Origin of the sequence: Micromonospora sp. NPDC049359 (assembly GCF_044466585.1) — a bacterium.
Taxonomy (GTDB): domain Bacteria; phylum Actinomycetota; class Actinomycetes; order Mycobacteriales; family Micromonosporaceae; genus Micromonospora.
This window is the reverse complement of the sequence record NZ_JBITMW010000001.1, coordinates 93187-119675: the sequence shown is the minus strand read 5'-3', so window position 1 is coordinate 119675 and position 26489 is coordinate 93187. Positions and strand designations below refer to the sequence as shown.

Annotated in this window: 24 protein-coding genes; 12 read left to right on the top strand and 12 right to left on the bottom strand. The window is 72.5% G+C overall.

Features of this window, described 5'->3' with window-relative positions; translation table 11 throughout:
- Positions 1–132: 132 nt before the first annotated feature.
- From ACIBTX_RS00570 to deoC, 5 genes are all read right to left on the bottom strand, one after another.
- Positions 133–1038 carry a M56 family metallopeptidase gene (locus tag ACIBTX_RS00570; RefSeq protein ID WP_357130355.1) on the bottom strand — a complete coding sequence of 302 codons (906 nt, stop codon included), beginning with the start codon at positions 1036–1038 and terminating at the stop codon, positions 133–135.
- Between the two features lie 7 nt (positions 1039–1045).
- A complete protein-coding gene (locus tag ACIBTX_RS00565; RefSeq protein WP_396831774.1) occupies positions 1046–1507 on the bottom strand; it encodes a BlaI/MecI/CopY family transcriptional regulator in 462 nt (153 codons plus the stop codon).
- Positions 1508–1833: 326 nt separating this feature from the next.
- The gene (locus tag ACIBTX_RS00560; RefSeq protein WP_357175041.1) at positions 1834–2658 is read right to left on the bottom strand and encodes an aldehyde dehydrogenase family protein; all 825 of its coding nucleotides are present in this window, start codon (positions 2656–2658) and stop codon (positions 1834–1836) included.
- Positions 2651–4081, bottom strand: coding sequence for an aldehyde dehydrogenase family protein (locus tag ACIBTX_RS00555; protein WP_396831772.1), 1431 nt, complete (start codon positions 4079–4081; stop codon positions 2651–2653). Before ACIBTX_RS00555 ends, ACIBTX_RS00560 begins: the two co-directional genes overlap by 8 nt.
- A 6-nt stretch (positions 4082–4087) precedes the next feature.
- A complete protein-coding gene (gene deoC, locus ACIBTX_RS00550; protein WP_396831770.1) occupies positions 4088–5047 on the bottom strand; it encodes a deoxyribose-phosphate aldolase in 960 nt (319 codons plus the stop codon).
- A 124-nt stretch (positions 5048–5171) separates the two neighbouring features.
- On the opposite strand from deoC, the gene upp reads away from it, so the two are divergent.
- Positions 5172–5804, top strand: a complete 633-nt coding sequence (upp, locus tag ACIBTX_RS00545) for a uracil phosphoribosyltransferase (protein WP_357130340.1) — start codon at positions 5172–5174, stop codon at positions 5802–5804.
- Between the two features lie 74 nt (positions 5805–5878).
- A complete protein-coding gene (locus tag ACIBTX_RS00540; RefSeq protein ID WP_357130337.1) occupies positions 5879–6556 on the top strand; it encodes a GPP34 family phosphoprotein in 678 nt (225 codons plus the stop codon).
- 18 nt (positions 6557–6574) lie between these two features.
- Here ACIBTX_RS00540 and ACIBTX_RS00535 read toward each other — a convergent pair whose 3' ends face one another.
- A complete protein-coding gene (locus tag ACIBTX_RS00535; RefSeq protein WP_357130334.1) occupies positions 6575–8248 on the bottom strand; it encodes a phospho-sugar mutase in 1674 nt (557 codons plus the stop codon).
- A gap of 48 nt (positions 8249–8296) precedes the next feature.
- Complete coding sequence (locus ACIBTX_RS00530) at positions 8297–10360, bottom strand: serine/threonine-protein kinase (RefSeq protein WP_363660811.1); 2064 nt, start codon at positions 10358–10360, stop codon at positions 8297–8299.
- Positions 10361–10567: 207 nt separating this feature from the next.
- On the opposite strand from ACIBTX_RS00530, the gene ACIBTX_RS00525 reads away from it, so the two are divergent.
- Both ACIBTX_RS00525 and ACIBTX_RS00520 read left to right on the top strand, forming a co-directional pair.
- Positions 10568–12151 carry a methylmalonyl-CoA mutase gene (locus tag ACIBTX_RS00525; RefSeq protein WP_396831769.1) on the top strand — a complete coding sequence of 528 codons (1584 nt, stop codon included), beginning with the start codon at positions 10568–10570 and terminating at the stop codon, positions 12149–12151.
- Between the two features lie 460 nt (positions 12152–12611).
- Positions 12612–13871 (top strand): amidohydrolase, encoded by a 1260-nt coding sequence (locus tag ACIBTX_RS00520; RefSeq protein WP_357130326.1) that lies wholly within the window; start codon positions 12612–12614, stop codon positions 13869–13871.
- Here ACIBTX_RS00520 and ACIBTX_RS00515 read toward each other — a convergent pair.
- A complete protein-coding gene (locus ACIBTX_RS00515; protein WP_357130431.1) occupies positions 13828–14781 on the bottom strand; it encodes a DUF4349 domain-containing protein in 954 nt (317 codons plus the stop codon). The genes ACIBTX_RS00520 and ACIBTX_RS00515 overlap by 44 nt on opposite strands.
- A 94-nt stretch (positions 14782–14875) precedes the next feature.
- On the opposite strand from ACIBTX_RS00515, the gene ACIBTX_RS00510 reads away from it, so the two are divergent.
- From ACIBTX_RS00510 to ACIBTX_RS00485, 6 genes are all read left to right on the top strand, one after another.
- Positions 14876–15508, top strand: a complete 633-nt coding sequence (locus ACIBTX_RS00510; RefSeq protein WP_396831767.1) for an MBL fold metallo-hydrolase — start codon at positions 14876–14878, stop codon at positions 15506–15508.
- Between the two features lie 4 nt (positions 15509–15512).
- Complete coding sequence (locus ACIBTX_RS00505) at positions 15513–16484, top strand: hypothetical protein (protein ID WP_357175033.1); 972 nt, start codon at positions 15513–15515, stop codon at positions 16482–16484.
- 76 nt (positions 16485–16560) lie between these two features.
- Positions 16561–17295, top strand: coding sequence for a hypothetical protein (locus ACIBTX_RS00500; RefSeq protein WP_357175030.1), 735 nt, complete (start codon positions 16561–16563; stop codon positions 17293–17295).
- A 67-nt stretch (positions 17296–17362) separates the two neighbouring features.
- Positions 17363–17641: a type II toxin-antitoxin system prevent-host-death family antitoxin gene (locus tag ACIBTX_RS00495; protein WP_357130315.1), complete on the top strand. Its 279-nt coding sequence runs from the start codon at positions 17363–17365 to the stop codon at positions 17639–17641.
- Entirely contained in the window at positions 17638–18048 is a 411-nt protein-coding gene (locus ACIBTX_RS00490) for a type II toxin-antitoxin system VapC family toxin (RefSeq protein ID WP_357130312.1), read from the top strand. The genes ACIBTX_RS00495 and ACIBTX_RS00490 overlap by 4 nt, the downstream gene beginning before the upstream one ends.
- A 75-nt stretch (positions 18049–18123) precedes the next feature.
- Positions 18124–19083, top strand: a complete 960-nt coding sequence (locus ACIBTX_RS00485; RefSeq protein ID WP_357130309.1) for a GNAT family N-acetyltransferase — start codon at positions 18124–18126, stop codon at positions 19081–19083.
- A gap of 72 nt (positions 19084–19155) precedes the next feature.
- Here the strand turns inward: ACIBTX_RS00485 and ACIBTX_RS00480 are convergent, their stop codons facing one another.
- Positions 19156–19611: a gamma-glutamylcyclotransferase gene (locus ACIBTX_RS00480; RefSeq protein ID WP_357175024.1), complete on the bottom strand. Its 456-nt coding sequence runs from the start codon at positions 19609–19611 to the stop codon at positions 19156–19158.
- 165 nt (positions 19612–19776) lie between these two features.
- Between ACIBTX_RS00480 and ACIBTX_RS00475 the strand changes: the two genes are divergently transcribed.
- Positions 19777–21180, top strand: coding sequence for an NAD(P)H-quinone dehydrogenase (locus tag ACIBTX_RS00475; RefSeq protein WP_357130303.1), 1404 nt, complete (start codon positions 19777–19779; stop codon positions 21178–21180).
- Here ACIBTX_RS00475 and ACIBTX_RS00470 read toward each other — a convergent pair.
- A complete protein-coding gene (locus tag ACIBTX_RS00470; RefSeq protein ID WP_396831766.1) occupies positions 21137–21868 on the bottom strand; it encodes a DUF998 domain-containing protein in 732 nt (243 codons plus the stop codon). The two genes, ACIBTX_RS00475 and ACIBTX_RS00470, sit on opposite strands and share 44 nt — an antisense overlap.
- 272 nt (positions 21869–22140) lie before the next feature.
- Positions 22141–22755 (bottom strand): DedA family protein, encoded by a 615-nt coding sequence (locus ACIBTX_RS00465; RefSeq protein ID WP_357130297.1) that lies wholly within the window; start codon positions 22753–22755, stop codon positions 22141–22143.
- Positions 22756–23258: 503 nt separating this feature from the next.
- On the opposite strand from ACIBTX_RS00465, the gene thrS reads away from it, so the two are divergent.
- Positions 23259–24476 (top strand): threonine--tRNA ligase, encoded by a 1218-nt coding sequence (gene thrS, locus ACIBTX_RS00460; RefSeq protein WP_357175019.1) that lies wholly within the window; start codon positions 23259–23261, stop codon positions 24474–24476.
- Between the two features lie 39 nt (positions 24477–24515).
- On the opposite strand, the gene ACIBTX_RS00455 is transcribed toward thrS, so the two are convergent.
- Positions 24516–26447, bottom strand: coding sequence for an ABC transporter ATP-binding protein (locus tag ACIBTX_RS00455; protein ID WP_396832118.1), 1932 nt, complete (start codon positions 26445–26447; stop codon positions 24516–24518).
- Between the last annotated feature and the right edge of the window lie 42 nt (positions 26448–26489).

Sequence of the window (26489 nt, the reverse complement as noted above, 5' to 3'; positions counted from 1 at the left end):
GTAGCCTAGCTACATATCCCGACGCCCGGGCGCGGTGATCAAGAGGTTCGCGTCAGAAATCGAGCGGTTCTTGACGCGAACCTCTTGATCACCGCGCCCGGGCGGGTGGGGGTGGGGTGGGTGGGGGTGGGGTTAGGTCAGGAAGAGGGTTATGGGGAGGGAGACCAGGGTTGCGGCTACCGCGAGGGCCGTGGCGCCGAGGGCGCGGGGCGGTCGGTCGGTGACCAGGAGGCGCTGGACGCGTACGTCGAGATCGCGGTCGCCCAGGCCCAGCGCGCCGGCCGGAGTGACCCGGTGCCCGGCGGCCGCGAAGCGACGCAGCGCACCCGCCAGCGGAGCCTCAGCGTGCAGCTCGCGGGCCTTGTCGTCGGCGCGCATCTCGACCAGCAGGGCGACCCGCTCGTGCGCGTCCCGGACCCAGCCGAACCACGGCAGCGCCCGGCAGAGCGCGGTGAACGGCAGCAGCACCAGGTCGTGCCGTTCGTGGGCGTGGGCGCGTTCGTGCGAGAGCACGGCCGCCAGTTCGGCCCGGTCGAGCAGGCTCAGCGTGCCCGCACTGACCACCACCTGCGGCTTCACCCCGGGCAGGCAGTACGCGGCGGCGCTCGGATGGTCCAGGACGAGCGCCCCCGGGGCGGCCGGGTCGTCCCGGGCCACCAGGGTGAGCAGGTCCCGGTGCCGGCGCTGGGCGCGGATCGTGCCGTGGATGCTGCGGACGGTCGTGGTGACGAGCACCGCGCCGATGCCGAAGCCCACCCCGACGCCGGCGAGGTGCAGCGCCGTCACGCCGATCGGCAGGGTGCCATGGGCGAGGTCGCCGGTCAGGGCGAGCAGGGCGCTCCCGGTGGGCCGGTCGTACGCGGCCAGCCCGAGCGCCATCGGCAGCCCCATCGCGGAGAGGCCCAACGCCAACCCGACGGCCTGCCAGCAGACGATCGCCACCCGCGGACTGCGCCACGTCCAGGTGGAACGGGCCAGCACCTGCGCGGTCAGATAGCAGGCCAGCATGGTGGCGGCGAAGTGCACGGCGTAGGCCATGGCGTGCCTACCGCTCCGCTGTCTCGTCGGCCGGCCGGCGGCCCGCCGGCGGATCCACGCGGTCGGTCAGCTCGGCCTCGCTGCCGGTCGCGCCCGCCCCGGCCAGCCCGGCCTCGCTGCCGAGGGCCGCCCGGAGCACCTCGGCCTCGGTGCCGGTCACCGAGCGGGCGAAGCGCACCAGCGCCGCGTCCCGGCTGCCGCCCAGGTCGAGGGCGTCCAGCATGAGCTGGGCGATGTGCGCCTCGCGGCTGGCCGCCGGCCGGTACCGCCAGGCCCGGCCCTCCCGCTCACGCTGCACCATGCCCTTGCCGGCGAGCCGGTCGAGGACGGTCATCACCGTCGTGTACGCCAGTTCGCGGCCGTCGAGCGCGTCGGCGACCTCGCGCACGGTCACACCGTCCGACGTGCCCGGGACCACGTCCCACAGCACGTCCATCACCGCACGCTCAAGATCGCCCAACCGAGTCACAGCTCAATCCTACCCCCGGTAGTAGACCCCGCCCCCGGGCGGCCCGGACGCTGGTCACCCACCGCAAGATCCCCACAAGAACGGGGATGTTGCTGCCTCCAGCGCTTCGGAAGCAGCAACATCCCCAACGTTGCGCAGATCTTGGCCGCCTCGACCGCAGCAACCCCGCCGACCGGCAACTCAACGTCGGGCGGCACCCGCAAGCTGACCCACCCGACGGGCGTGGCCCACGTCAGGTTTTCCGGGGGGAGCCCGCCCACGCAGGGATCAAGCCTGACCGCCCGGAGTGGGCGGGCTCCCCCCGGAAAACCCCAAGGCCGAACCGATCACACCCCCTTGGGATGCCACACCGTCTTCGTCTCCAGCAGGGTCGTCATCCGGGTCACCCCGGGGTCGGCGGTCCAGTCGTGGTCGGCCGGGGCCGGTCGGAGCACCCGCTTCAGGTTCTCGGCCGCCTTGACCTCCAGCTCGCTGGCGAGCGACGCGTCGGTCACCCCGGTCAGGTCGATCGCGTTGACGTCCAGGTGCGCGGCCAACGTGGGCGCGGTCTCGGTGATCGCGCCGGTCAGGATGTTGACCACACCGCCGGGCAGGTCGGAGGTCGCCAGCACCTCGGCCAGCGTCACCGCCGCCAGCGGTTCGGACGGCGACGCCGCCACGACCACCGTGTTACCGGTGACGATCGCCGGGGCGATCACGCTGACCAGGCCGAGCAGCGCCGGGCGTTCCGGGGCGACCACCGCGACCACGCCGGTGGGCTCGGGCGCGGAGAGGTTGAAGTAGGGGCCGGCGACCGGGTTCGCGCCGCCGTACACCTGGGCGAGCTTGTCGGCCCAGCCGGCGTACCAGACCCAGCGGTCCACGGCGGCGTCCACCTCGTCGCCTCCGATGCCCAGCGCGACGAACTGCTCGCGGCGACCCTCCAGCATCTCGGCGGCCCGGTAGAGGATCTGACCCCGGTTGTACGCGGTCGCGCCGGCCCAGCCCTTCACGGCGGCGCGGGCGGCGACCACCGCGTCCCGGGCGTCCTTGCGGGAGGCCAGTGACACATTCGAGGACTGCACGAGATACGACCGTCCCGACTCGCTGCGCGGGAACTTCCCGCCGATGAAGAGCTTGTACGTCTTGCGTACCGCGACCCGCTCAGACATTGAGGTACCCCTCCAGCCCGTGCCGGCCGCCCTCGCGACCGTAGCCCGACTCCTTGTAGCCGCCGAACGGCGAGGTGGGGTCGAACTTGTTGAACGTGTTGGCCCAGACCACGCCGGCGCGCAGCCGGTCGGCCATCCACAGGATCCGGGAGCCCTTGTCGGTCCAGATGCCTGCCGACAGCCCGTACGGCGTGTTGTTGGCCTTCTCCACGGCCTCGGCCGGCGTGCGGAAGGTGAGCACCGACAGCACCGGCCCGAAGATCTCCTCGCGGGCGATTCGGTGGGCCTGGGTGACGCCGGTGAAGATGGTGGGCGCGAACCAGAAGCCACGGTCAGGCAGCTCGCACGGCGGCGACCAGCGCTCGGCGCCCTCGGCGGAGCCGGCGTCGGACAGCTCGCGGATCCGCTCCAGCTGGGCGGCCGAGTTGATGGCCCCGACGTCGGTGTTCTTGTCCAGCGGGTCACCGACGCGGAGTTGGGCCATCCGCCGCTTGAGCGACTCCAGCACGCGGTCGGCGACGTTCTCCTGGACGAGGAGGCGCGAGCCGGCGCAGCAGACGTGCCCCTGGTTGAAGAAGATGCCGTTGACGATGCCCTCGACGGCCTGGTCGATGGGCGCGTCGTCGAAGACGATGTTGGCGGCCTTGCCGCCCAGCTCCAGGGTCAGCTTCTTGCGGGTGCCGGCGACCGACCGGGCGATGGCCCGGCCGACCCCGGTCGAGCCGGTGAAGGCGACCTTGTCCACGCCGGGGTGTTCGACCAGCGCGCGCCCGGTGTCGCCGGCGCCGGTGACGATGTTGACCACGCCGGCGGGCAGGTCGGCCTGCTGGCAGATCTCGGCGAACAGCAGGGCGGTCAGCGGGGTGGTCTCGGCGGGCTTGAGCACCACCGTGTTGCCCGCCGCCAGCGCCGGGGCGATCTTCCAGGCCAGCATGAGCAGCGGGAAGTTCCACGGGATGACCTGGGCGGCCACCCCGATCGGCTGCGGGTTCGGCCCGAAGCCGGCGTGACCGAGCTTGTCGGCCCAGCCCGCGTAGTAGAAGAAGTGCGCGGCGACCAGCGGCAGGTCGACGTCGCGGGATTCCTTGATCGGCTTGCCGTTGTCCAGCGACTCCAGGACGGCCAGCTCACGCGAGCGCTCCTGGATGAGCCGGGCGATCCGATACAGGTACTTGGCCCGGTCGCGGCCGGGCATCGGACCCCAAACCTTGTCGTACGCCTTACGGGCGGCCTTGACCGCACGCTCCACGTCCTCGGCGTCGGCCTCGGCGACCTCGGCCAGCACCTCCTCGGAGGCGGGGTTGATCGACTTGAAGCTGCCGCCGCTGGTCGGGTCGACGAACGTGCCGTCGATGAACAGCCCGTACGCGGGCTTGAGGTCCACCACCGAGCGGGACTCGGGGGCGGGGGCGTATTCGAACATCGGCTATCAGTCCAGGGTGAAGTAGTCGGGACCGGAGTAGGTGCCGGTCGTCAGCTTGGTGCGCTGCATCAGCAGGTCGTTGAGCAGGCTGGACGCGCCGAAGCGGAACCAGTCCGGGTCGAGCCAGTCCGGGCCGACGGTCTCGTTGACCATCACCAGGTACTTGATCGCGTCCTTGGTGGTCTTGATGCCGCCGGCCGGCTTCACGCCCACCTGTCGTCCGGTCGCCTCGCGGAAGTCGCGGACCGCCTCCAGCATGACCAGGGTCACCGGCAGCGTCGCCGCGACCGGGACCTTGCCGGTGGACGTCTTGATGAAGTCGCCGCCGGCCAGCATGGCCAGCCAGGAGGCGCGGCGCACGTTGTCGTAGGTGGCCAGCTCGCCGGTCTCCAGGATCACCTTGAGGTGGGCGTCACCGCAGGCGTCCTTGGTGGCCACGATCTCGTCGTAGACCTCCTGGTACCGCCCGGCCAGGAACGCGCCCCGGTTGATCACCATGTCGATCTCGTCGGCGCCGGCCTCGACGGCGGCCCGGACGTCGGCGAGCTTGATCTCCAGCGGCGCCTGGCCGGACGGGAACGCCGTCGCCACGCTGGCGAGGTGGACACCGGATCCGGCCAGCACCTCGGCGACGTACGGGACCATCGCCGGGTAGACGCAGACCGCGCCGACGTGTGGGCACGACAGGTCGGCCGGGTCCGGGCGCAGCGCCTTCGCGGCCAGCGCGCGCACCTTGCCGGGGGTGTCCGCGCCCTCGAGGGTGGTCAGGTCGACCATGCGGATCGCCAGGTCGATCGCCTGGGCCTTGGCGGTGGTCTTGATGGAGCGGGTGCCGAGCTGTGCCGCCCGCTGCTCCGCGCCGACCTGGTCCACGCCGGGCAGGCCGTGCAGGAAGGTCCGCAGAGCGGTCTCGGATCGTCCCAGCTCGGAGAGGTCCGACCGGGCCGACGTCGTTGTCGCCGTCATGCCGAGAAGTCTACGCACGGAACCGCGGAGTGATCTTGGTCACGGCGGCTGCGGGCGTGAGCGAGGTCGCCGGTCCGCCCGCACCCCCACCGGCACGCCGACCGGACGGGTAGGTTGAGCGATCGTGGACGTACACGTCATTGACCACCCGCTGGCCCAGTCCCGGCTGACCGCCATGCGGGACGCGCGCACCGACTCCTCGACGTTCCGGGCGGCGCTGCACGAACTGACCACCATGCTGGTGTACGAGGCGGCGCGCACCTTCCCCGTCGAGCGGTACCCGGTGCAGACGCCGGTCACCGGCACCGAGGGCACCCGGCTGGCGAACCCGCCGTTGCTGGTGCCGGTGCTGCGGGCCGGCCTGGGCATGGCGGACGCCGCGCTCGGCCTGCTGCCCGAGTCCTCGATGGGCTTCGTCGGCCTGGCCCGCGACGAGGAGACCTACGAGCCGCGCGCCTACATGGAGTCGCTGCCCCGGGACCTGGCCGGCCTGCCGGTGCTGGTGCTCGACCCGATGCTCGCCACCGGCGGCTCACTGGAGCACTCCTGTCGGCTGCTGGCCGATCGGGGCTGCACCGACATCACCGTGCTCTGCGTGCTCGCCGCACCGGTCGGCATCGAGCGGCTGGAGCGCTCCGGCCTGCCGCTGCGCCTGGTCACCGCCTCGATCGACGAGGGCCTCAACGACAAGATGTTCATCGTCCCCGGGCTCGGCGACGCCGGCGACCGCCAGTTCGGTGGCATGCCCCGGTTCTGAGCGTGGCACCCGGTCGGTGCCGGGTCCGGCGGGTCCGCGCGCGGTGGTGCGCGGACCCGCTACCGTCTCCGGCCATGACTGGTGTTGCGCTCGCCGAGGAGCTGCTGCTCCTCGCCTACGACGACTCGACCGGCAAGGCGACCATGCCGCGGATCAGCCTGGACCTGGGCATGGCCGCCGCGGTGCTGGTCGAGCTGGCACTGGCCGGCCGGATCGCGTTCGCCGACGGGTCGTTGACCGTGATCGACGCGACGCCCACCGGCGAGCCGGTCACCGACGGGGTGCTCGCCCGGATCGCCGCCGACACCCCGCACACCCCGGCCTCGTGGGTGCAGCGCCTGCGGCACGGTCTACGCGACAAGATCCTCGGTGACCTGTGCGCCCAGGGTGTCGTCCGCGATGTCGACGAGACCGAACTGGGCTTCATCCACGTACACCGCTACCCGGTGGTGGACACCTCCGTCGAGGCGGACACCCGCCGACGGCTCGCCGACGCGCTGGCCGGCGCGGCGGCCCCGGACGAGCGGACCGCCGCCCTCGCCACCCTGGTGGTCGTGCTGCGGATGGAGTCCGCGCTGGGCGTCAGCGGCGAGGAGGCCGCCACCGCCCGCCGCCGGTTGGAGGAGATCGCCACCGGGGCGGGCTTCTCCGGCCAGGTGAGCACCGACGACTCGGTGGTCCGCCCCTCGGTCGGCCTGGTCGTCGCCGCCCTGGCCACGGCGGTCGACGCGGCGCTCGGCAAGCGCGCCTGACCGTCGGCCCGCACCCGGTCAGATGCCGAGCGCGGCAGCGACGTCGGCCCGCAGCCGCGCGATCGCCGCGCCGGCCCGGCTCCGGGCGGCGGCGACATCGCCGTCGGGCACCGGCTCCACCACTTCGAGGTACGCCTTGAGCTTGGGCTCGGTCCCCGAGGGGCGAATCACCACCCGGGCCGTCGCGGTACGCAGGATCACCACGTCCGACTCGGGCAGCAGGTCCCGGACACTGTCGACCGGCTGGTCCAGCAGCGTGCCCGGGGTGGCCGTCCGGATCCGGGCCATCGCGTCGGCGATCTCCCGCAGGTCGTCGACCCGGACGGAGAGCTGGTCGGTCTGGTGCACGCCGAACTCGGCGGCCAGCTCATCCAGCCGGTCGGTCAGCGTCCGACCCTGCGCCTTGAGGCCGGCGGCCAGCTCGGCCACCGTCAGCGCGGCGGTGATGCCGTCCTTGTCCCGGACGTGCTCCGGGGCGACGCAGTAGCCGAGCGCCTCCTCGTAACCGAAGACCAGCGGCGCGCTTCCGCCGCCCGCCCGCACGATCCACTTGAAGCCCGTCAGCGTCTCGTCGTAGGGCAGGCCCCGCGCCGCGCACATCGCCCGCAGCAGCGACGACGAGACGATGGTGGTGGCGTACAGCCCGGTCACGCCGCGTCGCATCAGGTGGTCGGCGAGCAGCACACCCACCTCGTCGCCGCGCAGCATCCGCCAGCCCTGTCCGGCCCCGGCCGCGCGGACGACCACGGCGCAGCGGTCGGCGTCCGGGTCGTTGGCGATGGCGAGATCCGCGCCGGTGGAGTCGGCCAGCGCGATCAGCCGGTCGACGGCCCCCGGCTCCTCCGGGTTGGGGAACGAGACGGTCGGGAACGCCGGGTCGGGCTCCGCCTGGTCGGGCACCACGCCGGGGACCGGGAAACCGGCCCGCGCGAACGTCGCGGTGAGCACCGCCGCGCCCACCCCGTGCAGCGGGGTGTACGCCACGGACAGGTCCCGTGGCCCGTCCGCGTCGATCACGGCGGTGGCCCGCTCGACGTACGCGGCGACGAGGTCGTCACCGAGCACCTCGCCGGCCCGCCCCAGCGGCACCTGGGTCAGCGGGCCGACCGCCCGGATGGCGGCCTCGATGCCGGCGTCGGCCGGCGGCACGATCTGCGCCCCGGCGCCCAGCTCACCACCCAGCTCCGCGCCGAGGTAGACCTTGTAGCCGTTGTCCTGGGGTGGATTGTGGCTGGCGGTGACCATCACGCCGGCCACCGCGCCGAGTTGACGCACCGCGTACGCGAGGACCGGGGTGGGCAGCGGGCGGGGGAGCAGCAGCGCCGCCCGGCCGGCACCGGTCGCCACCTGGGCGGTGCGTTCGGCGAACTGGCGGGAGCCGTGCCGGGCGTCGTACCCGATCACCAGCGGGCCGGTGCCGCCCTGGGCCGCGAGCCACGTGACCAGGCCGGCGGCGGCCTGGGTGACCACGGCGAGGTTCATGCCGTTCGGACCGGCGCGCAGCGGACCGCGCAGGCCGGCCGTGCCGAAGGTCAGCGGGCCGGCGAACCGGTCGGCCAGCTCCGGGGCGCTCGCCGGCAGCCCGTCGAGCACCGCCGTCAGCTCGTCCCGGCTGGTCGGGTCGGGATCGTCGGCCAGCCAGCGCCGAGCTTGCTCGCGAATGTCGTCGATGTCAGTGGTGTCCGCCGCCATGCCCCTTGATAGCACGACGGCGGATCACCGCTGCCGGTTCCCTCCGGCTCAGCCGTTTCCGGTGAGCTGGAACGTCTTCACCATCTCGTCGAAGATCGGCTTGCTCTCGGCGAACGCGTCCTCGGTGGCGGAGAGGTAGAACGAGTACGACTTGCCGTCCTTGACGACCGCGCGCCACACCCCGTGGCGCATCTCGCCACCGGAGCCGCAGGTGTACTCGAATTCGACGCCCGGGCTGCCCGCCAACTGCTGCTCGGCGATGGCCACCTGCTCGTACGGCTTCTTGCAGTTGGTGCTCTTGGTGCGGAGGAAGTTCTGCGCGCTCTCCGCCCAGCGGGTGGGCGTCCCGGTCCACTTCTCGGTGAGGATCCGGATCTTGCGACCGTCGTCCTCCGGGTCGATGTAGTCGGTGTACGAGCCGCCGGTGGCCTTCTTCCAACCCTTCGGCACCATCACCTGGATGCCGCGGGCCGTGTGCTCCTGCATCTCGACGGCCGGGCCCGCCGGGGCGGACGGGGTCGGCTGCGCCTGCGGGGTGCTCGGCGCGGGGTCGTCCCCGCCCGACAGCGCCACGATGCTGATCAGCAGCAGCACGACCAGGCCACCGGCTGCGGCGAGCTGGACCTTGCGCGGCCAGCCCTTCGCCGTGGTGACGAGTTGACCACCGGTCGCGCGGACCTTGTCCAGGGCACTGCCGCCGCCGGCGGTCGGGGGCGGCGTCGTCGTCCAGGGCTGGCCGGTGCCCGGAACGGACCACTGGTTGCCGCCGCCGTAGGTGCCGCCGATGCGCTGGGTGGCCTCGGGCGCCCCGTAGCCGACCTGCTGGGTGGCGTCGGGCCGGTTGCCGTAGGTGACCCGCTGGGTCGCGTCGGGGTGCGCCCCGGCGTCCACCCGCTGGGTGGCGTCCGCGCCACCGCCGTAGGTGCGCCCGGTGGCGGGGCGACCCGCGCCGGGCATCGCGCCGGTGGGGGTGTGCAGCGGGCCGGCGAGCGCGTCCGCGCTGGTCTCGTCAAGGGCTGCGGCGGCGGCCGCGCCGGCCGGCTGCGGGCGTTCGCCCCGGCGCAGCGCGGCCAACCGGTCGGTCAGCGACTCGTCCGGGGCGAGCATGGCCCGGCCACCGATCTGGTTGTCCGACTTCGACTCCGGCTGGGCCGGCTGGTGGACGGGGGCCGGACGCTGCTGCACCGGCACCACGGCGTACGGGTCGGTGACCGAGTGCACGGCGGTGGCGGTGCTGCCCAACGGGCCGGCGAGCAGCTCCCGCAGCATGCCCCGGGAGGTGTGTACGTCCAGCCGACGGGCCGGGTCCTTCTCCAGCAGGCCCATCAGCACCCGGGTCAGCGGGCCGCTGCGCTGCGGCGGGGCCGGCGGGTCCTCGACGACGGCGTGCATCGTCTCGATCGGGTCGCCCTTGTCGAACGGGGGACGCCCCTCGACGGCCGTGTAGAGCGTCACACCCAGCGAGAAGAGGTCGCTCGGCGGACCGAACTCCTGGCCCATGGCCCGCTCGGGCGAGATGAAGTGCGGGGAGCCGAGCACCATGCCGGGCGTGGTGAGCTGCACGTCGGTGGGCATCCGGGCGACACCGAAGTCGGTCAGCACGCAGCGGCCGTCGGAGCAGATCAGCACGTTGGCCGGCTTGACGTCGCGGTGCAGGACGCCGATGGCGTGCGCGACCTCCAGCGCGCCGAGCAGCGCGATGCCGATCTTGGCGACCGCGCGGGGCGCGACCGGGCCGTCCTCGATGACCATGTCGGCGAGGCTGCGGGCGTCCAGCAGCTCCATCACGATCCACGGCCGACCGGCCTCGGTGACCACGTCGTACACCTGCACCACGGCGGGGTGCTGGATGGCGGCGGCGGCGCGGGCCTCGCGCAGCGTCCGCTCGTACATGGCGTCGCGGTCGCTGGGCGCCAGGCCCGGGGGCAGGACGACCTCCTTCACCGCCACATCGCGGCGCAGCAGGGTGTCTGTGGCACGCCACACCGTGCCCATGCCGCCGTTGCCCACCGCGGACCGCAGCGAGTACCGGTCACCGATGGTGGTGCCGGGCGCTGCTCGTCCGCTGGCGGGACTTACCTGTCCGCCGCTCCACGTCGGGATCTGAGTCACAGAAAAGCCACCGGGGGAAATCGAGGGGGGCTGGGACACAACCCCCCTATCTTGCTGGTTCCGACGCCCGATGCGAAAGCCGACGCGGCGGACGTTTACCGAAGTCGACAGATCGTGCCCGAGCGTTCACCTCCCGTCGACCGGTCGAGACGCACTGTGCGGTATCCCTCACCCGACCTTGAGCCGGGGCGACCTACCATCCGAAGGATGAGCGAACGGCGGTCAAGCGAGTCCGGTTATCCGATCAAGGGCGTCTACACGGCGGCCGACCTTCCGGAGGACCTGGACACCCGGCTGGGCGGCCCGGGCGAGTTCCCGTACACCCGGGGGGTGTACCCCACGATGTACACCTCCCGTCCGTGGACCATGCGCCAGTACGCCGGCTTCGGCACCGCCACCGAGTCCAACGCGCGGTACCACCAACTGTTGCGGGCGGGCACGACCGGTCTCTCCGTCGCCTTCGACCTGCCGACCCAGATGGGGTACGACTCGGACGACCCGATCGCGCACGGCGAGGTCGGCAAGGTCGGCGTGGCCATCGACTCCATCGAGGACATGCGGCTGCTCTTCGCCGACATCCCGTTGGACCGGGTCTCCACCTCGATGACCATCAACGCTCCCGGCTCGGTGCTGCTGCTGCTCTACCAGCTCGTCGCCCAGGAGAACGGGGTCGCCGGCTCGGCGCTCAACGGCACCATCCAGAACGACATCCTCAAGGAGTACATCGCCCGGGGGACGTACATCTTCCCGCCGAAGCCGTCGCTGCGCCTGGTGGCCGACACGTTCGCGTACTGCCGCAAGGAGGTGCCGAAGTGGAACACGATCTCCATCTCCGGCTACCACATGGCCGAGGCCGGCGCGACGCCCGCGCAGGAGATCGCGTTCACCCTGGCCAACGGCGTGGAGTACGTGCGGGCGGCGTTGGCCGCGGGGCTCGCGGTGGACGACTTCGCGCCCCGGCTCTCGTTCTTCTTCGTGGCCCGCACCACGCTGTTGGAGGAGGTGGCGAAGTTCCGCGCCGCCCGGCGGATCTGGGCCCGGCTCATGCGTGACGACTTCGGCGCCCGGGATCCGAAGTCGATGATGCTGCGTTTCCACACCCAGACCGCCGGTGTGCAGCTCACCGCCCAGCAGCCGGAGGTGAACCTGGTCCGGGTCGCGGTGCAGGGCCTGGCCGCGGTCCTCGGCGGCACGCAGTCGCTGCACACCAACAGCTTCGACGAGGCGCTCGCGCTGCCCACCGAGAAGGCGGCCCGGCTCGCGCTGCGCACCCAGCAGGTGCTGGCGTACGAGACGGACCTGACCGCGACAGTCGACCCGTTCGCCGGCTCGTACGTGGTGGAGGCGATGACCGCCGAGATCGAGGCCGCCGCCGTGGAGTTGATGGAGCGGGTGGCCGACCACGGCTCGGCGGTCGACGCGATCGAGGCCGGGTTCCAGAAGCGGGAGATCGAGCAGTCCGCGTACCGGATCGCCCAGGAGATCGACTCCAGCGAGCGGGTGGTGGTGGGGCTCAACCGGTTCACGGTCGACGAGGAGGAGCCGTACGAGCCGTTGCGGGTCGACCCGACGATCGAGGCGGCGCAGGCCGAGCGGTTGGCCCGGCTGCGCGCCGGCCGGGACGCCGACGCGGTGACGCGGGCGCTGGCCGACCTTCGGGCCGCCGCCGAGGGTTCGGACAACGTGCTGTACCCGATGCGGGAGGCGCTGCGGGCCCGGGCCACGGTGGGCGAGGTCTGCGGCACGCTGCGCGAGGTGTGGGGGCAGTACCGGCCCACGGACCGGTTCTGACGCGACCGGCCGGTTCTGACGCGACCGCCCTCGGGTGTGTCCGCCCGGCTCCGGGGGTACGGCAACAGGTGGGCCGGAACGCACAAGGTGTGCGGTCGGCGTCGGCGAGATTATGTGAGCGTCCTTGTCCGGCCCGTTGCGGAGCGTGGTCGTCTTATTGTCGGAGTGTCAGTTCATCACCCCGACTAATGCGACAATTCGCAGCGTAGGTCCAGGGGTGGTATCGCGACTCCCGGACACTCCGCTTGGTTACGCGTTGTAGGAGGTGAGGGGGCGGATGGCGGCGTTCGAACGCGATCTACCTGCGGTCCCGCACCTCGACGAGCGCGCTCAGCAGGGCATACGTGACGCTACGCGGTCTGATCATCACCGTAACGAGGTTGCGCAGCGTCACCGTCGGAGGTCTAGGCTGTCTGCTGTCCCCGATGATCCATCCATCTCTAGTGATCGAGAATTCGACGTGACGAGTGCGTTGACGCTGCCGACCGGCGGCCAGCTGGCGTCGTCCTGGCTGGAGACCCCGCCGGGGGCCCAGCCCCTGCCCCGCGACCTGGACCACCTGCTCGCCCTACGGGTACCCGGGCTCATCGCCACGCGCCGTCACCTTCACTCGCACCCCGAGTTGTCCGGTACGGAGTTCGAGACGGCGGCCCTGATCGCCCGGGAACTCTCGCTCGCGGGCCTGAACCCCCGGCTGCTGCCCAAGGGCAACGGCGTGATCTGTGACGTCAACGGTCGTCCGGACGGCCCGGTCATCGCGCTGCGCGCCGACATCGACGCCCTGCCGCTCGACGATCCCAAGGACGTGCCGTACCGCTCCACCGTCGAGGGCGTCTGCCACGCCTGCGGCCACGACGTGCACACCTCGATCCTGCTCGGCGTCGGCATGCTGCTGGCCCAGCTCGCCGACCTCGGCGAGCTGGACGGCCGGGTCCGGCTCATCTTCCAGCCGGCCGAGGAGATCCTGCCCTGCGGCTCGTTGGAGGTCATCGAGGCCGGCGGCCTGGACGACGTGGTGCAGATCTTCGCGCTGCACTGCGACCCGAACCTGCCGGTGGGCCAGGTGGGCCTGCGCGTCGGCCCGATCACGGCGGCCGCCGACAACGTCACCGTCCGGCTCTCCGGGCCGGGCGGGCACACCGCCCGTCCGCACCTGACCGTCGACCTGGTGGACGCGCTCGGCCGGCTGGTCACCGAGGTCCCGGCCCTGGTCAGCCGTCGGGTGCCGGCCAACAGCGGGCTGCTGCTGGTGTTCGGCCACGCCTCGGCCGGCACCCGTTACAACGTCATTCCCTCCGAGGCGTGCGCCTCGGGCACCCTGCGGGTGATGGACCGGGACACCTGGGAGCAGGCTCCCAAGATCGTGGCTCAGGTGGTGCGGGACGTGATCGCCCCCACCGGCGCGACCGTCGACCTGGAGTACCTGCGCGGCCGACCGCCGGTCAGCAACGACTCGCGGGCCATCCAGGTGCTGACCGCCGCCACCAGCGCGGCGCTGGGCCCGGACGGCGTCGCCGAGACGCCGCAGAGCATGGGCGGCGAGGACTTCTCCTGGTACCTGGAGTACGTCCCCGGCGCCCTCGCCCGCCTCGGCGTGGGCCGGATCGGCCCCAACGTCGACCTGCACCGCGCGTCCTTCGACGTGGACGAGCGGGCCATCCCGGCCGGCGTACGCGTCATGGCGCAGACCGCGCTGCGGGCACTGGCGGCGGCGCGCTGACCTCGGCGACCTGTGCCGGCGACCGGCGTCGCCGGCGCAGCGCCAGCAGCAGGACCGCCAGGGGTACGCCGACCGCCACCAGCCATGGCAGCAGCGCGCCCAGAACGGTGAGCAGGACGGTCATCGAGGTGACGAACGCCTCCCAGCCGCCCTTGAGCCCGACCAGAAAGCCGGTCTCGGCCTTCTCCTCGCTGGCCTTCGCCGCCGGCCCGGCCAGCGACACCGTGATCGTGGACAGCGCCGTCAGGTCGGCCAGCCGACGCTTCTTGGCCTCCAGCGAGGCCAGGTCCGCCTCCCGGCGACCCAGCTCGTTCTCCAGGGACACCAGGTCGGAGATCGAGTTGGCGCGGGCGAGCAGCCGTCGCGCGCTCTCCACGCGCGCCCGCTGCGTGATGATCCGGGCCTCCAGGTCGACGGTCTCCTCCGTGACGTCCTGGGTGTTGATCTCGCGGCTCTGCTGTCGACCGAGCTTCGCGACCTCCTCCACCACCGCGCCGAACTTGGCGGCGGGTACCCGCAACTCCAACTCGGCCACCGCGTCGGCCTCGGCGCTGCGCCGCTGGTCCCCGCCGACGAAACCACCCGCCCGGGTGACCACCGCGCTTACCTCGCGGGCCGCCGCGTCCACATCGGTCACCTGCACCCGCATCGATCCGGTGTAGATGATCGCCCGCTGGTCGACCCGCAGATCCGGAGCGCCCGCCCCGGCGGTCCCCGCTGCCTGCGCGCCGCTGCCCTTGTCGAGCGCGGCCTGGGGGGCCTCGGCCGCCGTACCCGCCGAATCCGCTGATCCGCTGTCGCCGGCGCTGCACCCCGCGAGGGCCAGCGCCGCCACAAGTGTTCCCGCCGCCAGGAGTGCCCACCGGCGTCGCCCTGTCCGTCCGTCCATCCCCGCTCCCATCGTCGTCAGCTTCAGTGGCGATAGTTCGGACGCGACGCGTCCACCCGCTGGTTCCGGCAGACTGCGCTGAGGACATCACGATTCGATAAGTCGAGGAGTCACGATGCGGCTCACCAAGTACGCCCACTCCTGTGTCCGGGTGGAACACGACGGCGGAGTGCTCGTGGTCGATCCCGGAGTGTTCAGCGATCCCGCGACCGCGCTCGACGGCGCGGACGCGGTGCTCGTCACCCACGAGCACCCGGACCACCTCGACCCGGCCGCGGTGCGCCTCCAGCTCGACCGGCGGCCGTTCCTGATCTACGGGCCCGGCGCGCTCGCCGACACCCTGGGCGACGCGGCGGAGGCGCTGTGCCCCGTCGAGCCCGGCGAGTCGTTCACCGCCGCCGGGGTCGCGGTCCGCGCGTACGGGGGACGCCACGCGGTCATCCACGCCGACATCCCGGTGGTCGACAACATCGGTTACCTGATCAACGACGTGGTCTACCACCCCGGCGACTCGCTCGTCGTACCGCAGGAGACGCCTGTCGACACGCTCCTCGCGCCGATCCACGCACCCTGGTCGAAGTTCGCCGAGGTGCTCGACTTCATCCGGGCGGTCGCCCCGCGCCGCGCGTACGCCGTGCACGACGCCCTGCTCAACCACAACGGGTTGGGCGTGCTCAACCGGCAGTACGCGGCGCTGTCCGGCACCGAGTACCAGCGTCTGGAGCCCGGCACCCGGGTGGACGTCTGACGCGATGCCCGGCCCCTCCACGGAGTTGGTGCGGCAGCTCTACCGCACCCCACCGGACCGGTTCGTGGCGGCCCGGGACGCCGCGGTGGCCGAGGCCCGGAGAGCCGGGGACACGACCACCGCCCGGCAACTGGCCCGGCTGCGTCGTCCCACCGTCGCCGCCTGGCTGGTCAACCTGCTCGCCATCGAACGACCCGAGCTGGTGGACGACCTGGTCGGTCTCGCCGACGCGCTACGGGCAGCCCAGCGGGAGCTGCGCGGTCCCCGACTGCGGGAGTTGTCGGCCCAGCGCCGTGCGGTGGTCGCGGCCCTGGTCGCCGAGGTCCGTACGCTCGCCGCGGCGGAGCCCGAGGCGCCACCGGCCGGCCGGCTGCCGCTGGCCGAGGTGGAGGCGACCCTGAACGCCGCGCTCTCCGACGCCGACGTCGCCGAGCAGGTACGCGCGGGGCGTCTGCTCCGCTCGGCCACCTACGCCGGCTTCGGCGAGGTGCCCCGACCGCAGTTGCGACTGGTCACCGGCGACGAGGAGGAGCCGCCGGCTCGACGGCCGGGCGCCCAGCGCGAGGGCCCGGAGCCGAACCGCCGTACCGACCGGGCCGGGGAGCGTGCCGCGCAGGCCGAGCGGGCGGCACAGCGAACGGCTCGGGCCGAGCGGGCCCGCCGCCGTCGGGCCCTGGACCGCGAGTTGGACCGTGCCCGCGCCGACCAACAGCGGGCCGAGGACGAGCTGGCCGAGGCGGTCGGGCAGGAGCGCGACGGGGTTGCCGTACTCGATGGGATCGAGACGGAGCTGGCCGAGTTGGAACGTCGGCGCGCGGTGGCGGAACAGGACCTGAGCCGGGCGAAGCTGGCCCGGCGTGCGGCCGAACGGGCGGTGACCGTGGCCCGCCGCCGGGCGGGCGAGGTCGAGGCGGCCGTCGAGGCGTTGGTGGCCGAAGAGGGGGATGCGGACGCGGGCGGCGGGGCGGCAGACTGACATCGATGGACGACGACGAGTGGGTGGGCCGTCTGCGGGCGGCCGTCCCCGAGCCGCGAGCGCGGGTGGCGTCCGGATGACGCCGGAGCAGCTCGCCGCCGCCAGCAAACCCGCCGTCCTCGACCTCGGCGACGGGTTCAGCAGGTGTCCGAGCACGCTGCGTCGGGCTCGGTTGCTCGGCATCTCCGGCTGGGCCTTCTACATCAGCGGTCGGGCCGGGGCGCTCGGCGACGTACGCGCGGAGACGGCCGCCGCGGCGATCGGCTTCGTCGCGCCGGACGCCGTCGCGGACGGCTGGGACGCCGCCGCCCGGGTCCTGCCGCCGGTCGAGGTGGCCGCCGCGAGTCTCGCCGAGTGCTGCCGGTGGGGGACGGAGATGCTGGGCGTGCTCTCCGGGATCGAGCGCCTGGCCGACCTCGTCGAGCGGGCGGTCGCCGCCGCCGACACCAGCGGCATGCCGCTCTTCGCCGCGTGGCGGGCCATGCCGCTGCCGGACCACTCTCCGGGCGCCCGGAGCGCGGCCGGGCTGCGGCTGCTGCGTGAACACTTCACGGGCGCCTACCTGCTGGCGGTGCGGGCCGCCGGCATGACCCCGCTGGAGGCGGTGCTGGCCGGGCCGGAGGGCGAGGCCGGCGCGGTGGCGTGCGGCTGGCCGCCGCCGTACCCCGCGGTCGGGCCGTTGGTGCGTCGGCGGCTGTGGGCGGAGGCGGTGACCAACCGGCTGGCCGCGCCGGCGTTCGCGGCGCTCGGCCCGGCCGACGGCACCGAGCTGGTGGAGCTGCTGCACCACACCCGCGCCGGCCTGGGGTGAACGCCCCGGCCAACGCCGATGTCAGAAGCGATGGAAGTGTAGAACATCTGGTTCTACACTTGTTCGTATGGAGCGCATCGGTGTTCGCGAACTCAACCAGAACACGAGTCAGGTGTTGGCGCGGGTAAGTGGAGGTGAGACGGTCGAGATCACCGATCGCGGTCACCCGATCGCCCGACTCGTACCCGTCAGCGACGACAGGTCGATGCTGGCCAAGCTGGTAGCGGCCGGGCGGGCCGTCGCCCCTACCGGCGGCGGTCCGATGCCGCTTCCGCCAAAGCTGGGTGACGAGGCGGTCGATGTGGCCGCCGACCTCAGCGCCATGCGTGACGAGGAGCGCTGGTGATCTATCTCGATTCCGCCGCCGTCGTTAAGCTGGTCAGGCAGGAGGCGTGCAGCGCCGACCTCGTCTCCTGGCTCAACACCCACCCCGACGTGCCATTGGTGTCCTCCGCCCTCGTCGAGGTGGAGGTGCCCAGGGCCCTGCGCCGATCCGCTCCGCAAGCGTTGATCGGGGTGCCCGCAGCCGTCGGACGGCTCTTTCGATTGGAGATAGACAGTACGATCCGCGCCACCGCGGCCGCGTTCGCCGAACCCGTGCTCCGCAGTCTCGATGCCATCCACCTGGCCACCGCCCAGGTCCTGACCAACGAGTCCGGCACCGCACTCGTCGCCTTCGTCACCTACGATCGCCGACTGCTCGACTGCGCCAAGGAAGCAGGGTTGCCCGTCGCGAGCCCCGGCCAGAACTGATCGACTGGTCGGCCAACGCCGCCGCCACGGAAAATGGGCGGCGTTCCCGGCCGTCGGCTGTCAGGATCTCCTGCCGTGACCCTTCCCGCCGGCTGGACCACGCGCCGGCCCACCCTCGACGACGTGCCGGCGATCCTCGCGGTGGTGCACGCCGCCGACACCTTCGCCATCGGCCATCCCGACTTCGACGCCGAGGATGTCGAGCAGGCGCTGACCGCGCCCCACTTCGACCCGAGCCGGGACTCCTGGCTGGCGCTCGACCCGGACGACACCGTCGTCGCCTGGGCGACGGTGGACAACCCGACCGGGGTCGGCCGGGAGTTCGTGGAGGTCTACGTCGACCCCGAGCGGGCCGCCACCCTCCGTGCGCCGCTGCTCGCCCGCCAGCTCGACCGGGTCGCCGAGCGCGCCGCGGAGCGGGGGCTGCCGGCGCTCACCGCCCGCTGCGCGGTGTTCGCCCCGGAGCGCGACTGGGACCGGGACCTGCGGGCCGCGGGTTTCACCCTGGCCAAGCGGTACGTGCGGATGCGCCGCACGTTGGCCGACCTGCCCGCCGAGCCCGCCACCCCGCCCGGTGTGACGGTGCGGCCGGTCCGCTCCGACGACGAGGCCGAGCTGCGGGAGTTCCACCGGATCCACGAGGCCGCCTTCGGCGACACCCCGGACCACGAGCCGCTGTCGTACGAGCGGTGGCGGGCCCGCATCGGTGACGTGACCGCCTGGGACGAGTGGTTCGTTGCCGAGGTCGATGGGGTGCTCGCCGGCGCGTTGCAATCCTCGGACCAGGCGCTCGACCAGCAGGAGGGCTGGGTGAAGAGTCTGTCGGTGCTGCCCGCGTACCGCCGCAGGGGTGTCGGTGCGGCGCTGCTGCGCCGCGCGTTCGCCCGCTACGCCGACAAGGGCCGGCAGTTCGCCGGCCTCGGCGTGGACCTCACCAACCCGACGGCCCCGGTGTCGCTCTACCGCTCGGTGGGCCTGCGGGAGACCGGGTGGACCGACATGTACGAGCGGGTCGTCCCGGCCGCCGGTGTGTGATTGACGACCCCGGCCGGGCCCGACGGGCGTCGGGATCGGCGCCGGTTGCAGACTGGGGGCGTGGGATGCGCGCTACGGGGACGCGGTGCCGGTGGGGCGGGACCGCAGCTCGGTGACGTAGTCGTCCGGCGCGCCCGCCTTCTCGGCGGCGTTCGCGATCTCGGACAGGTACCACGACGTCGGCAGGCCGCCCTCGTACCCGTCGAACACGTAGATCCACGCCGTGACGTCGCCGTCGAGGGTGGAGACCCGTACGTGCAGCTTGCGGTAGGTGCCGGCGGTCACGCCCTCGATCTCGTCGAGCTGCGCGGCGTCGTACGGGTGGATGTCGTAGATCGCCACGAACACCCGGTCGCCGGGGGACTCGACGACGGTGCTCACCGCGCCCTCCCAGCCGATCACGTCCTCCCCGGCGAAGGTCAGCCGCCACCCCTCCAGCCAGCCGGTGCCGACCATCGGGGAGTGCGGGCAGTAGGCCCGCATCCGGGACGGATCGAGGTTTGAGCCGTAGGCGGCGTGATGACCCACGGCGATGACGATAGCCCGGCGGATGGGTGGGGGAGAATACGACTGTGCGTGTCGGATGCGCTCGGGAGAAGAAAGTCACTGTGAGCACCAACGAAGGGCGAACGTGGTGAGCGCGAGGAGTGCAGCGCGGCGGAGCCCCGCAGTCGCGAGCGAAAGGATGGCGCTGTGAGCCGGATCGTGATCATCGGCGGTGGGCCGGCCGGGTACGAGGCGGCACTGGTCGCCGCCCAACTGGACGCCGATGTCACCGTGGTCGAGGCCGACGGCGCGGGCGGGGCCTGTGTGCTCTCCGACTGCGTACCGTCGAAGACCTTCATCGCCAGCTCCCAGGTGGTCACCGGCTACCGGGACACCGAGGAGTTCGGGGTGCACTCGGACGGCCTGGAGGCGGTGACCGTCGACGCGCAGGCCGTGCACGCGCGGGTGAAGCGGCTGGCGTTGGCGCAGTCCGCCGACATCCACGCCAAGCTGCTCAAGGCGGGTGTCACCTTCGTGGCCGGCACCGCCCGCCTCGGCGAGGACGCGCTCGGGCACACCCACCGCGTCATCGTCACGCCCGCGGACGGCGGCGAGGAGTACCCGATCGACGCCTCCACCGTGCTGGTCGCCACCGGCTCGACGCCCCGGCAGTTGCCCACCGCCGTACCGGACGGCGAGCGCATCCTGACCTGGCGTCAGGTGTACGACCTGTCGGAGCTGCCGGAGCACCTGATCGTGGTCGGCTCGGGCGTGACCGGCGCCGAGTTCGCCAGCGCGTACCTCGCGATGGGGGTGGAGGTCACCCTGGTCTCCAGCCGCGACCGGGTGATGCCGCACGAGGACGCCGACGCGGCGTCGGCCATCGAGCGGGTGTTCCGCAACCGGGGCATGAACATCCTCAACAACTCCCGGGCCGACGCGGTGCGGCGAACCGCCGACGGGGTCGAGGTGGAGCTGTCCGACGGGCGCAGGGTCACCGGTTCGCACGCTCTCATCGCGGTCGGCTCGATCCCGAACACCGCCGACCTGGGCCTGGCCGAGTACGGCGTGGAGCTGGGCCGGGGCGGTTACGTCACGGTCGACCGGGTCTCCAGGACGAACGTGCCCGGCATCTACGCCGCCGGTGACTGCACCGGCGTGCTGCTGCTGGCGAGTGTGGCCGCCATGCAGGGTCGGATCGCCATGTGGCACGCCCTCGGCGAGGCCGTCCGCCCGCTGCGGCTGCGGACCGTCGCCGCGAACGTCTTCACCGACCCGGAGTTGGCCACCGTCGGCGTCTCGCAGGACGAGGTCGACGCGGGCAAGGTGCCGGCTCGGCAGGTGATGCTGCCGCTGTCCGGCAACGCCCGGGCCAAGATGGACGACCTGTCCGACGGCTTCGTGAAGTTGTTCTGCCGCCCGGCGAGCGGTCAGGTGATCGGCGGCGTGGTGGTCGCCCCGAAGGCCAGCGAGCTGATCCTGCCCATCACCATGGCCGTGGAGAACAATCTGACGGTCAACGAGCTGGCCCAGACGATCACCATCTACCCCAGCCTCTCCGGCTCCATCACCGAGTCGGCCCGCCAGCTAATGCTCCACGAACTGGAGTAAGCGCCCGCGCCCCATCCTCGTCGATCATGGACTTGTGGTGGCCGTTATGCGGCGTCACACCCCTTTCGTGGGGCACCACAACTCCATGATCGACGGGTGCACGCCGGACCTGGGTCACCGCGACCGTCGCCAGGACCGCTACCTCGGTGAGGATCAGGAGGCGTTCGGCCAGGCCGATGAGCAGGCGGTCGCCGGGGTAGGCGGACCAGACCATCGCGGCCGACAGGGCCAGGCTGAGCACGACCAGGGCGCGTAGCGTCCTGGCGGTGGGCGTCAGGTCGGGGCGACGCGCGAGCAGCCAACCGCCGACGGGGAGAGCCAGGAAGGCGACCACCGACGCGTACCGGTGCACGTAGGCGGATGCGGTCATGGCGGTGCCCGGCTCGTTGGTCGGCACCACGGCGGCCAGCAGCAGCCCCGCGACCCAGGCGACGAGCAGCAGTTCGGCCGCTCGGCCGGGCGGCGGGCCGGTACGACGCAGCCCGTACATCACCGCCGCGGTGGCGAGCGCCAGCACCACCATGGCGACGTCGATGACACCGCCCCGGTCGGAGACGGCGAAGTCGCTGATGGTCAGCGCCCACGGGTTGAGGTCGTCGTTGACTTCCAGGTGGCCGATCACGGTGAGCAGCGCCGCCACGGCGATCCCGCCGAGGGCCAGCAGGCCGGTACTCCGGGTTCCAGGCATGCCTCAGCCTGTCGCCGCGAACACCCCAGCCAGATCCGGGACCGCCACCGACTTGGCCCCCAAAACCCACCCCTACAGGCCGGTCCGCCCTCGCCCCCGCCCCCGCCCCCGCCCCAGCGCTCGCCCTCGCCCTCGCCCTCGCCCTCGCCCCTCGCCCCCGCGATCTTGCACTTTCGGTTGCCGTTATGCGGTTATCCGCCACAATTGCCGCGACCGAAAGTGCAAGATCGCGGAGAGTGGAGAGTGGAGAGCGGAGAGCGGAGAGCGTGCACTCAGTCGACGGGGACTTCGGCGGCGGCGCGGGCGTGGCGGGCGCTGACCAGGGTCATCGCCCAGCCGGCCGCCGCGAAACCGGCCGCCGCGGCGACGGCGATGATGGCCAGCCGCCAGGCCGACTCGGTGAGCGCGGTGCCGCCCAGGTGTCCGATCAACGCGCCGTAACTGGCCCAGCCCAATGCGGCGATCATCTCGTAGAGCGCGAACAGCCGGTACGGGTAGCGGCTGCGGCCGGCCGAGAAGCAGGCCGCCATCCGTCCGCCCGGCACGAACCGGCAGAGCAGGATGACCAGCGGGCCGGGTTGTCGGAGGCCCTGGGTGACCCGGCTGGCGACGCGGCGGGCGCGGCTGAGCTCCGCGTGCCGGGGTGCCCGCCGGTCCGGGGCGAGCCGGCCGAGCAGGTAGCAGGCCAGATCACCGGCGAACACGCCGAGCGCGCCCACGGCGATGGTGACCGGCAGGCTGAGGCCGCCGTACACGGTCAGCGCGCCACTGGTGATCATGACGATCTGGGTGGGGATGACGGGTACGAAGGCGTCGGCGACGAGGAGCCCGAGCAGCACCAGGTACGCCCACGTCGGCGACGCGACGTCAGTCAGTAGTTCGGGCACGCCTGCCACCTCGCCGGATGCGGCCGATTGGGTGTCTTGAGCCTGACGGCATGGCCGGCGTCACGGTGGAGGGGCCCGGGGCGTCGTGACCGCCGACACCACAGGGCCACCCTGTTCCAACGAGGCAGGCGTCCCGCTGGTGACGGTCCCAGCGCGGCCTGAGGCGGTCGCCGGATCGGCGTGCGTCGGCGTACCGTGGTCGGCGCGGCCCAGCACGCCGGGTCCCCCGTTCCTGACGATGCGGGCCGCTCAGGGCCGCCGGCGGGTCCCGCGCCGGCGGCCCGTCCCTCTTCCCGCCGCCGCAAATCCGGGTGCGTCCCCGACCGCCCGACGGGTAGCGTCGCGGCATGCGCAGCGCGAAAGTGACGACGACGCCGGGTGTCCCCGGCGTGCCGCGCTGACGTAACCACCGTCGACCAGGCCCGGGGCGATCCGCCCCCGAGGGCCGTTCGGCGTTCGGTGTCCAGGTCGCCTCCGGGTCGTACCCGATCCAGGAGCCCGACATGATCGACCACCGTAGGCTCGGCCGTGAGCTGGACCTGTTCGTCTCCGACCCGCTGGCCGGCGCCGGCCTGCCCATCTGGTTGCCGGCCGGCGCCGCCGCCCGGCACGCCGTCGAGGAGTACGTCCGGGAGTTGGAGCGCCGCTCCGGCCACCGGCACGTCTACTCGCCGCCGCTCGGTAAGCGGGAACTCTTCGAGCTCTCCGGCCATCTCGGCTACTTCGCCGACGACATGTTCCCGCCGCTGCGACTGAGCGCCGACGACGAGTTCGTGCTCCGGCCGGCGCTCTGCCCGCACCACGCGTTGGTGTTCCGCGCCCGGGGCCGCTCCTACCGGGAGCTGCCGCTGCGCGTCGCGGAGCTGGGCGGGATGTACCGCGCGGAGCGTTCCGGGGTGCTCGGCGGTCTGTCCCGGGTACGCGCCATCTCCCTCAACGACGCGCACATCTTCTGCGCTCCCGAGCAGGTCGGCGCGGAGGTCGCCGAGATCCTCGGGCTGATCCGCGCCGCGCACGCCGCGCTCGGCGTACGCCCGGCGGGGTTCCGGCTGTCGCTGCGCGGACCGGGCGGGAAGTACGTCGGCGACGACGCGCAGTGGGCCCGCGCCGAGGACCTGCTGCGGGGCGCGCTGGCGGGGGTGGAGTACGTCGAGGCGCCGGGCGAGGCCGCCTTCTACGGGCCGAAGATCGACATTCAGATCGTCGACGCGGCGGGCCGGGAGTCGACCATCTCCACCATCCAGGTCGACTTCGACAAGCCGGAGCGGTTCGACCTGTCGTACACCGACTCCGACGGCGGCCGGCGTCGGCCGGTGATGCTGCACCGCAGCCTGGTCGGCAGCATGGAACGGCTGTTCGCGTACCTCATCGAGGCGCACGAGGGGGCGTTCCCGGCCTGGTACGCGCCCGTCCAGTTGGTGCTGCTGCCGGTGGACGACGGGCAGGCCGACGCGGCTGCCGACCTGGCCCGGCGGGCCGTCGACGCCGGGCTGCGGGTCGAGGTCGACGCCGCCGGCTCGCTGGGCGCCCGGGTCCGGGACGCGGCCCGCCGCCGCGTCCCGTACCTCGGGGTCCTGGGTGCCTCCGAGGCCGCCGCCGCCGCGCTCGCCCTCCGGCTGCGCGACGGCCGTGCCCTGGCTCCGATGCCGGCCGACGCCGCGCTCGCCCTGATCGGCGGGCAGGTCGCCGCCCGCGCGGCCGATCTGCTCCCGCCGGGCTGACCCGCCCGCCGATCCGGTTGTGTGCACGACCGGCCGCCCTCAGACCGACGCCGGTTGGGCGGCGGTGGCCGGCTCCTCGTCGACCGCCGCGCCGGTGAACTGTGAGCGGTAGAGCCGGTGGTACGCGCCGTGCGCGGCGAGCAACTGCTCGTGGGTGCCCTGCTCGACGATGCGACCCTCCTCCATCATCAGGATCAGGTCGGCGTCCCGGATGGTGGAGAGCCGGTGCGCGATGACGAAGCTCGTCCGGTCCGAGCGCAGCGCCGCCATCGCCCGCTGGAGCAGCACCTCGGTACGGGTGTCCACCGAGCTGGTGGCCTCGTCCAGGATGAGCAGGGACGGCTCGGCGAGGAACGCTCGGGCGATGGTGATGAGCTGCTTCTCGCCGGCGCTGACGTTGCTGCCCTCCTCGTCGATGATCGTGTCGTAGCCGTCGGGCAGGCTGCGCACGAACCGGTCCACGAAGGTGGCTCGGGCCGCGGCGACGATCTCCTCCTCGGTGGCGTCGGGTCGGCCGTAGGCGATGTTGTCGCGGATGGTGCCGCCGAACAGCCAGGTGTCCTGGAGCACCATGCCGATCCGGCCACGCAGGTCGTCGCGGCGCAGCGTGGTGACGTCCACCCCGTCGAGCGTGATCCGGCCGGCGTCCAGCTCGTAGAAGCGCATGATCAGGTTGACCAGGGTGGTCTTGCCGGCGCCGGTCGGGCCGACGATCGCCACCGTGTGCCCCGGCTCGGCCACCAGCGACAGGTCGTCGATCAGCGGCTTGTCCGGCGCGTACCGGAACGAGACGTGCTCGAACTCGACCCGGCCGTGCGGGTCGACGACCCGGGCCGGCTGGGCCGGGTCGGGGCTCTGCTCGTCGGCGTCGAGCACGGCGAAGACCCGCTCGGCCGACGCCACCCCGGACTGGAGCAGGTTGGCCATCGAGGCGAGCTGGGTCAGCGGCTGGGTGAACTGGCGGGAGTACTGGATGAACGCCTGCACGTCACCGAGGCTCATCGCCCCGGAGGCCACCCGCAGACCGCCGACCACGGCGATCGCCACGTAGCTCAGGTTTCCGATGAACATCATCGACGGCATGATGATCCCGGAGATGAACTGTGCGCCGAAGCTCGCCCGGAACAGTTCCTCGTTCTTCGCGTGGAAGGCGGCCTCCACCTCGCGCTGCCGGCCGAAGACCTTCACCAGCTCGTGCCCGGTGTACGCCTCCTCGATCTGGCCGTTCAACGCGCCGGTGTGCGTCCACTGCGCGATGAACTGCTTCTGCGACCGCTTGGCGATGCGTTGGGTGACCAGCACCGACAGTGGCACCGCGACGAGTGCCACCAGGGCCAGCAGCGGCGAGATCCAGAACATCACGGCCAGCACGCCGATCACGGTCAGCAGCGAGGTGAGTAGCTGACTGAGGGTCTGCTGGAGGCTGGTGGAGATGTTGTCGATGTCGTTCGTGACCCGGCTGAGCAGCTCGCCACGGGGCTGCCGGTCGAAGTAGGGCAGTGGCAGTCGGTTGAGCTTCTCCTCCACCTCGGCGCGCAGCCGCAGCACCGTGCGCTGGACCACCCCGTTGAGCAGCCAGCCCTGCCACCACGCCAGCACGCTCGACGCCAGGTAGAGCCCGAGCGCCAACAGCAGCACCCGGCCCAGCGCGTCGAAGTCGATGCCCACCCCGGGCACCACGTCCATCCGGGACAGCATGTCGGCGAAGCTCTCGTTGCCGCTGGCCCGCGCCGCCGCGACGGCCTGGTCGGCGGTGGTGCCCGCCGGCAGTTGCCGACCGATCACCCCGCTGAAGATGAGATCGGTGGCGTGGCCCAGGATCTTCGGACCGGCCACGCTGAAACCGACGCTCACCACGGCCAGGGTGATGATCGCGCCCAGGTGCAGCCGGTGCGGGCGCAGCCGGCCGAGCAACCGTCGCGCCGACGGTCCGAAGTTCATCGACTTCTCGGCGGGCATTCCCGCGCTCATCCAGGGCGGGCCGCCGCCCGGTCGGCCCGCCGGCAGCCGCTT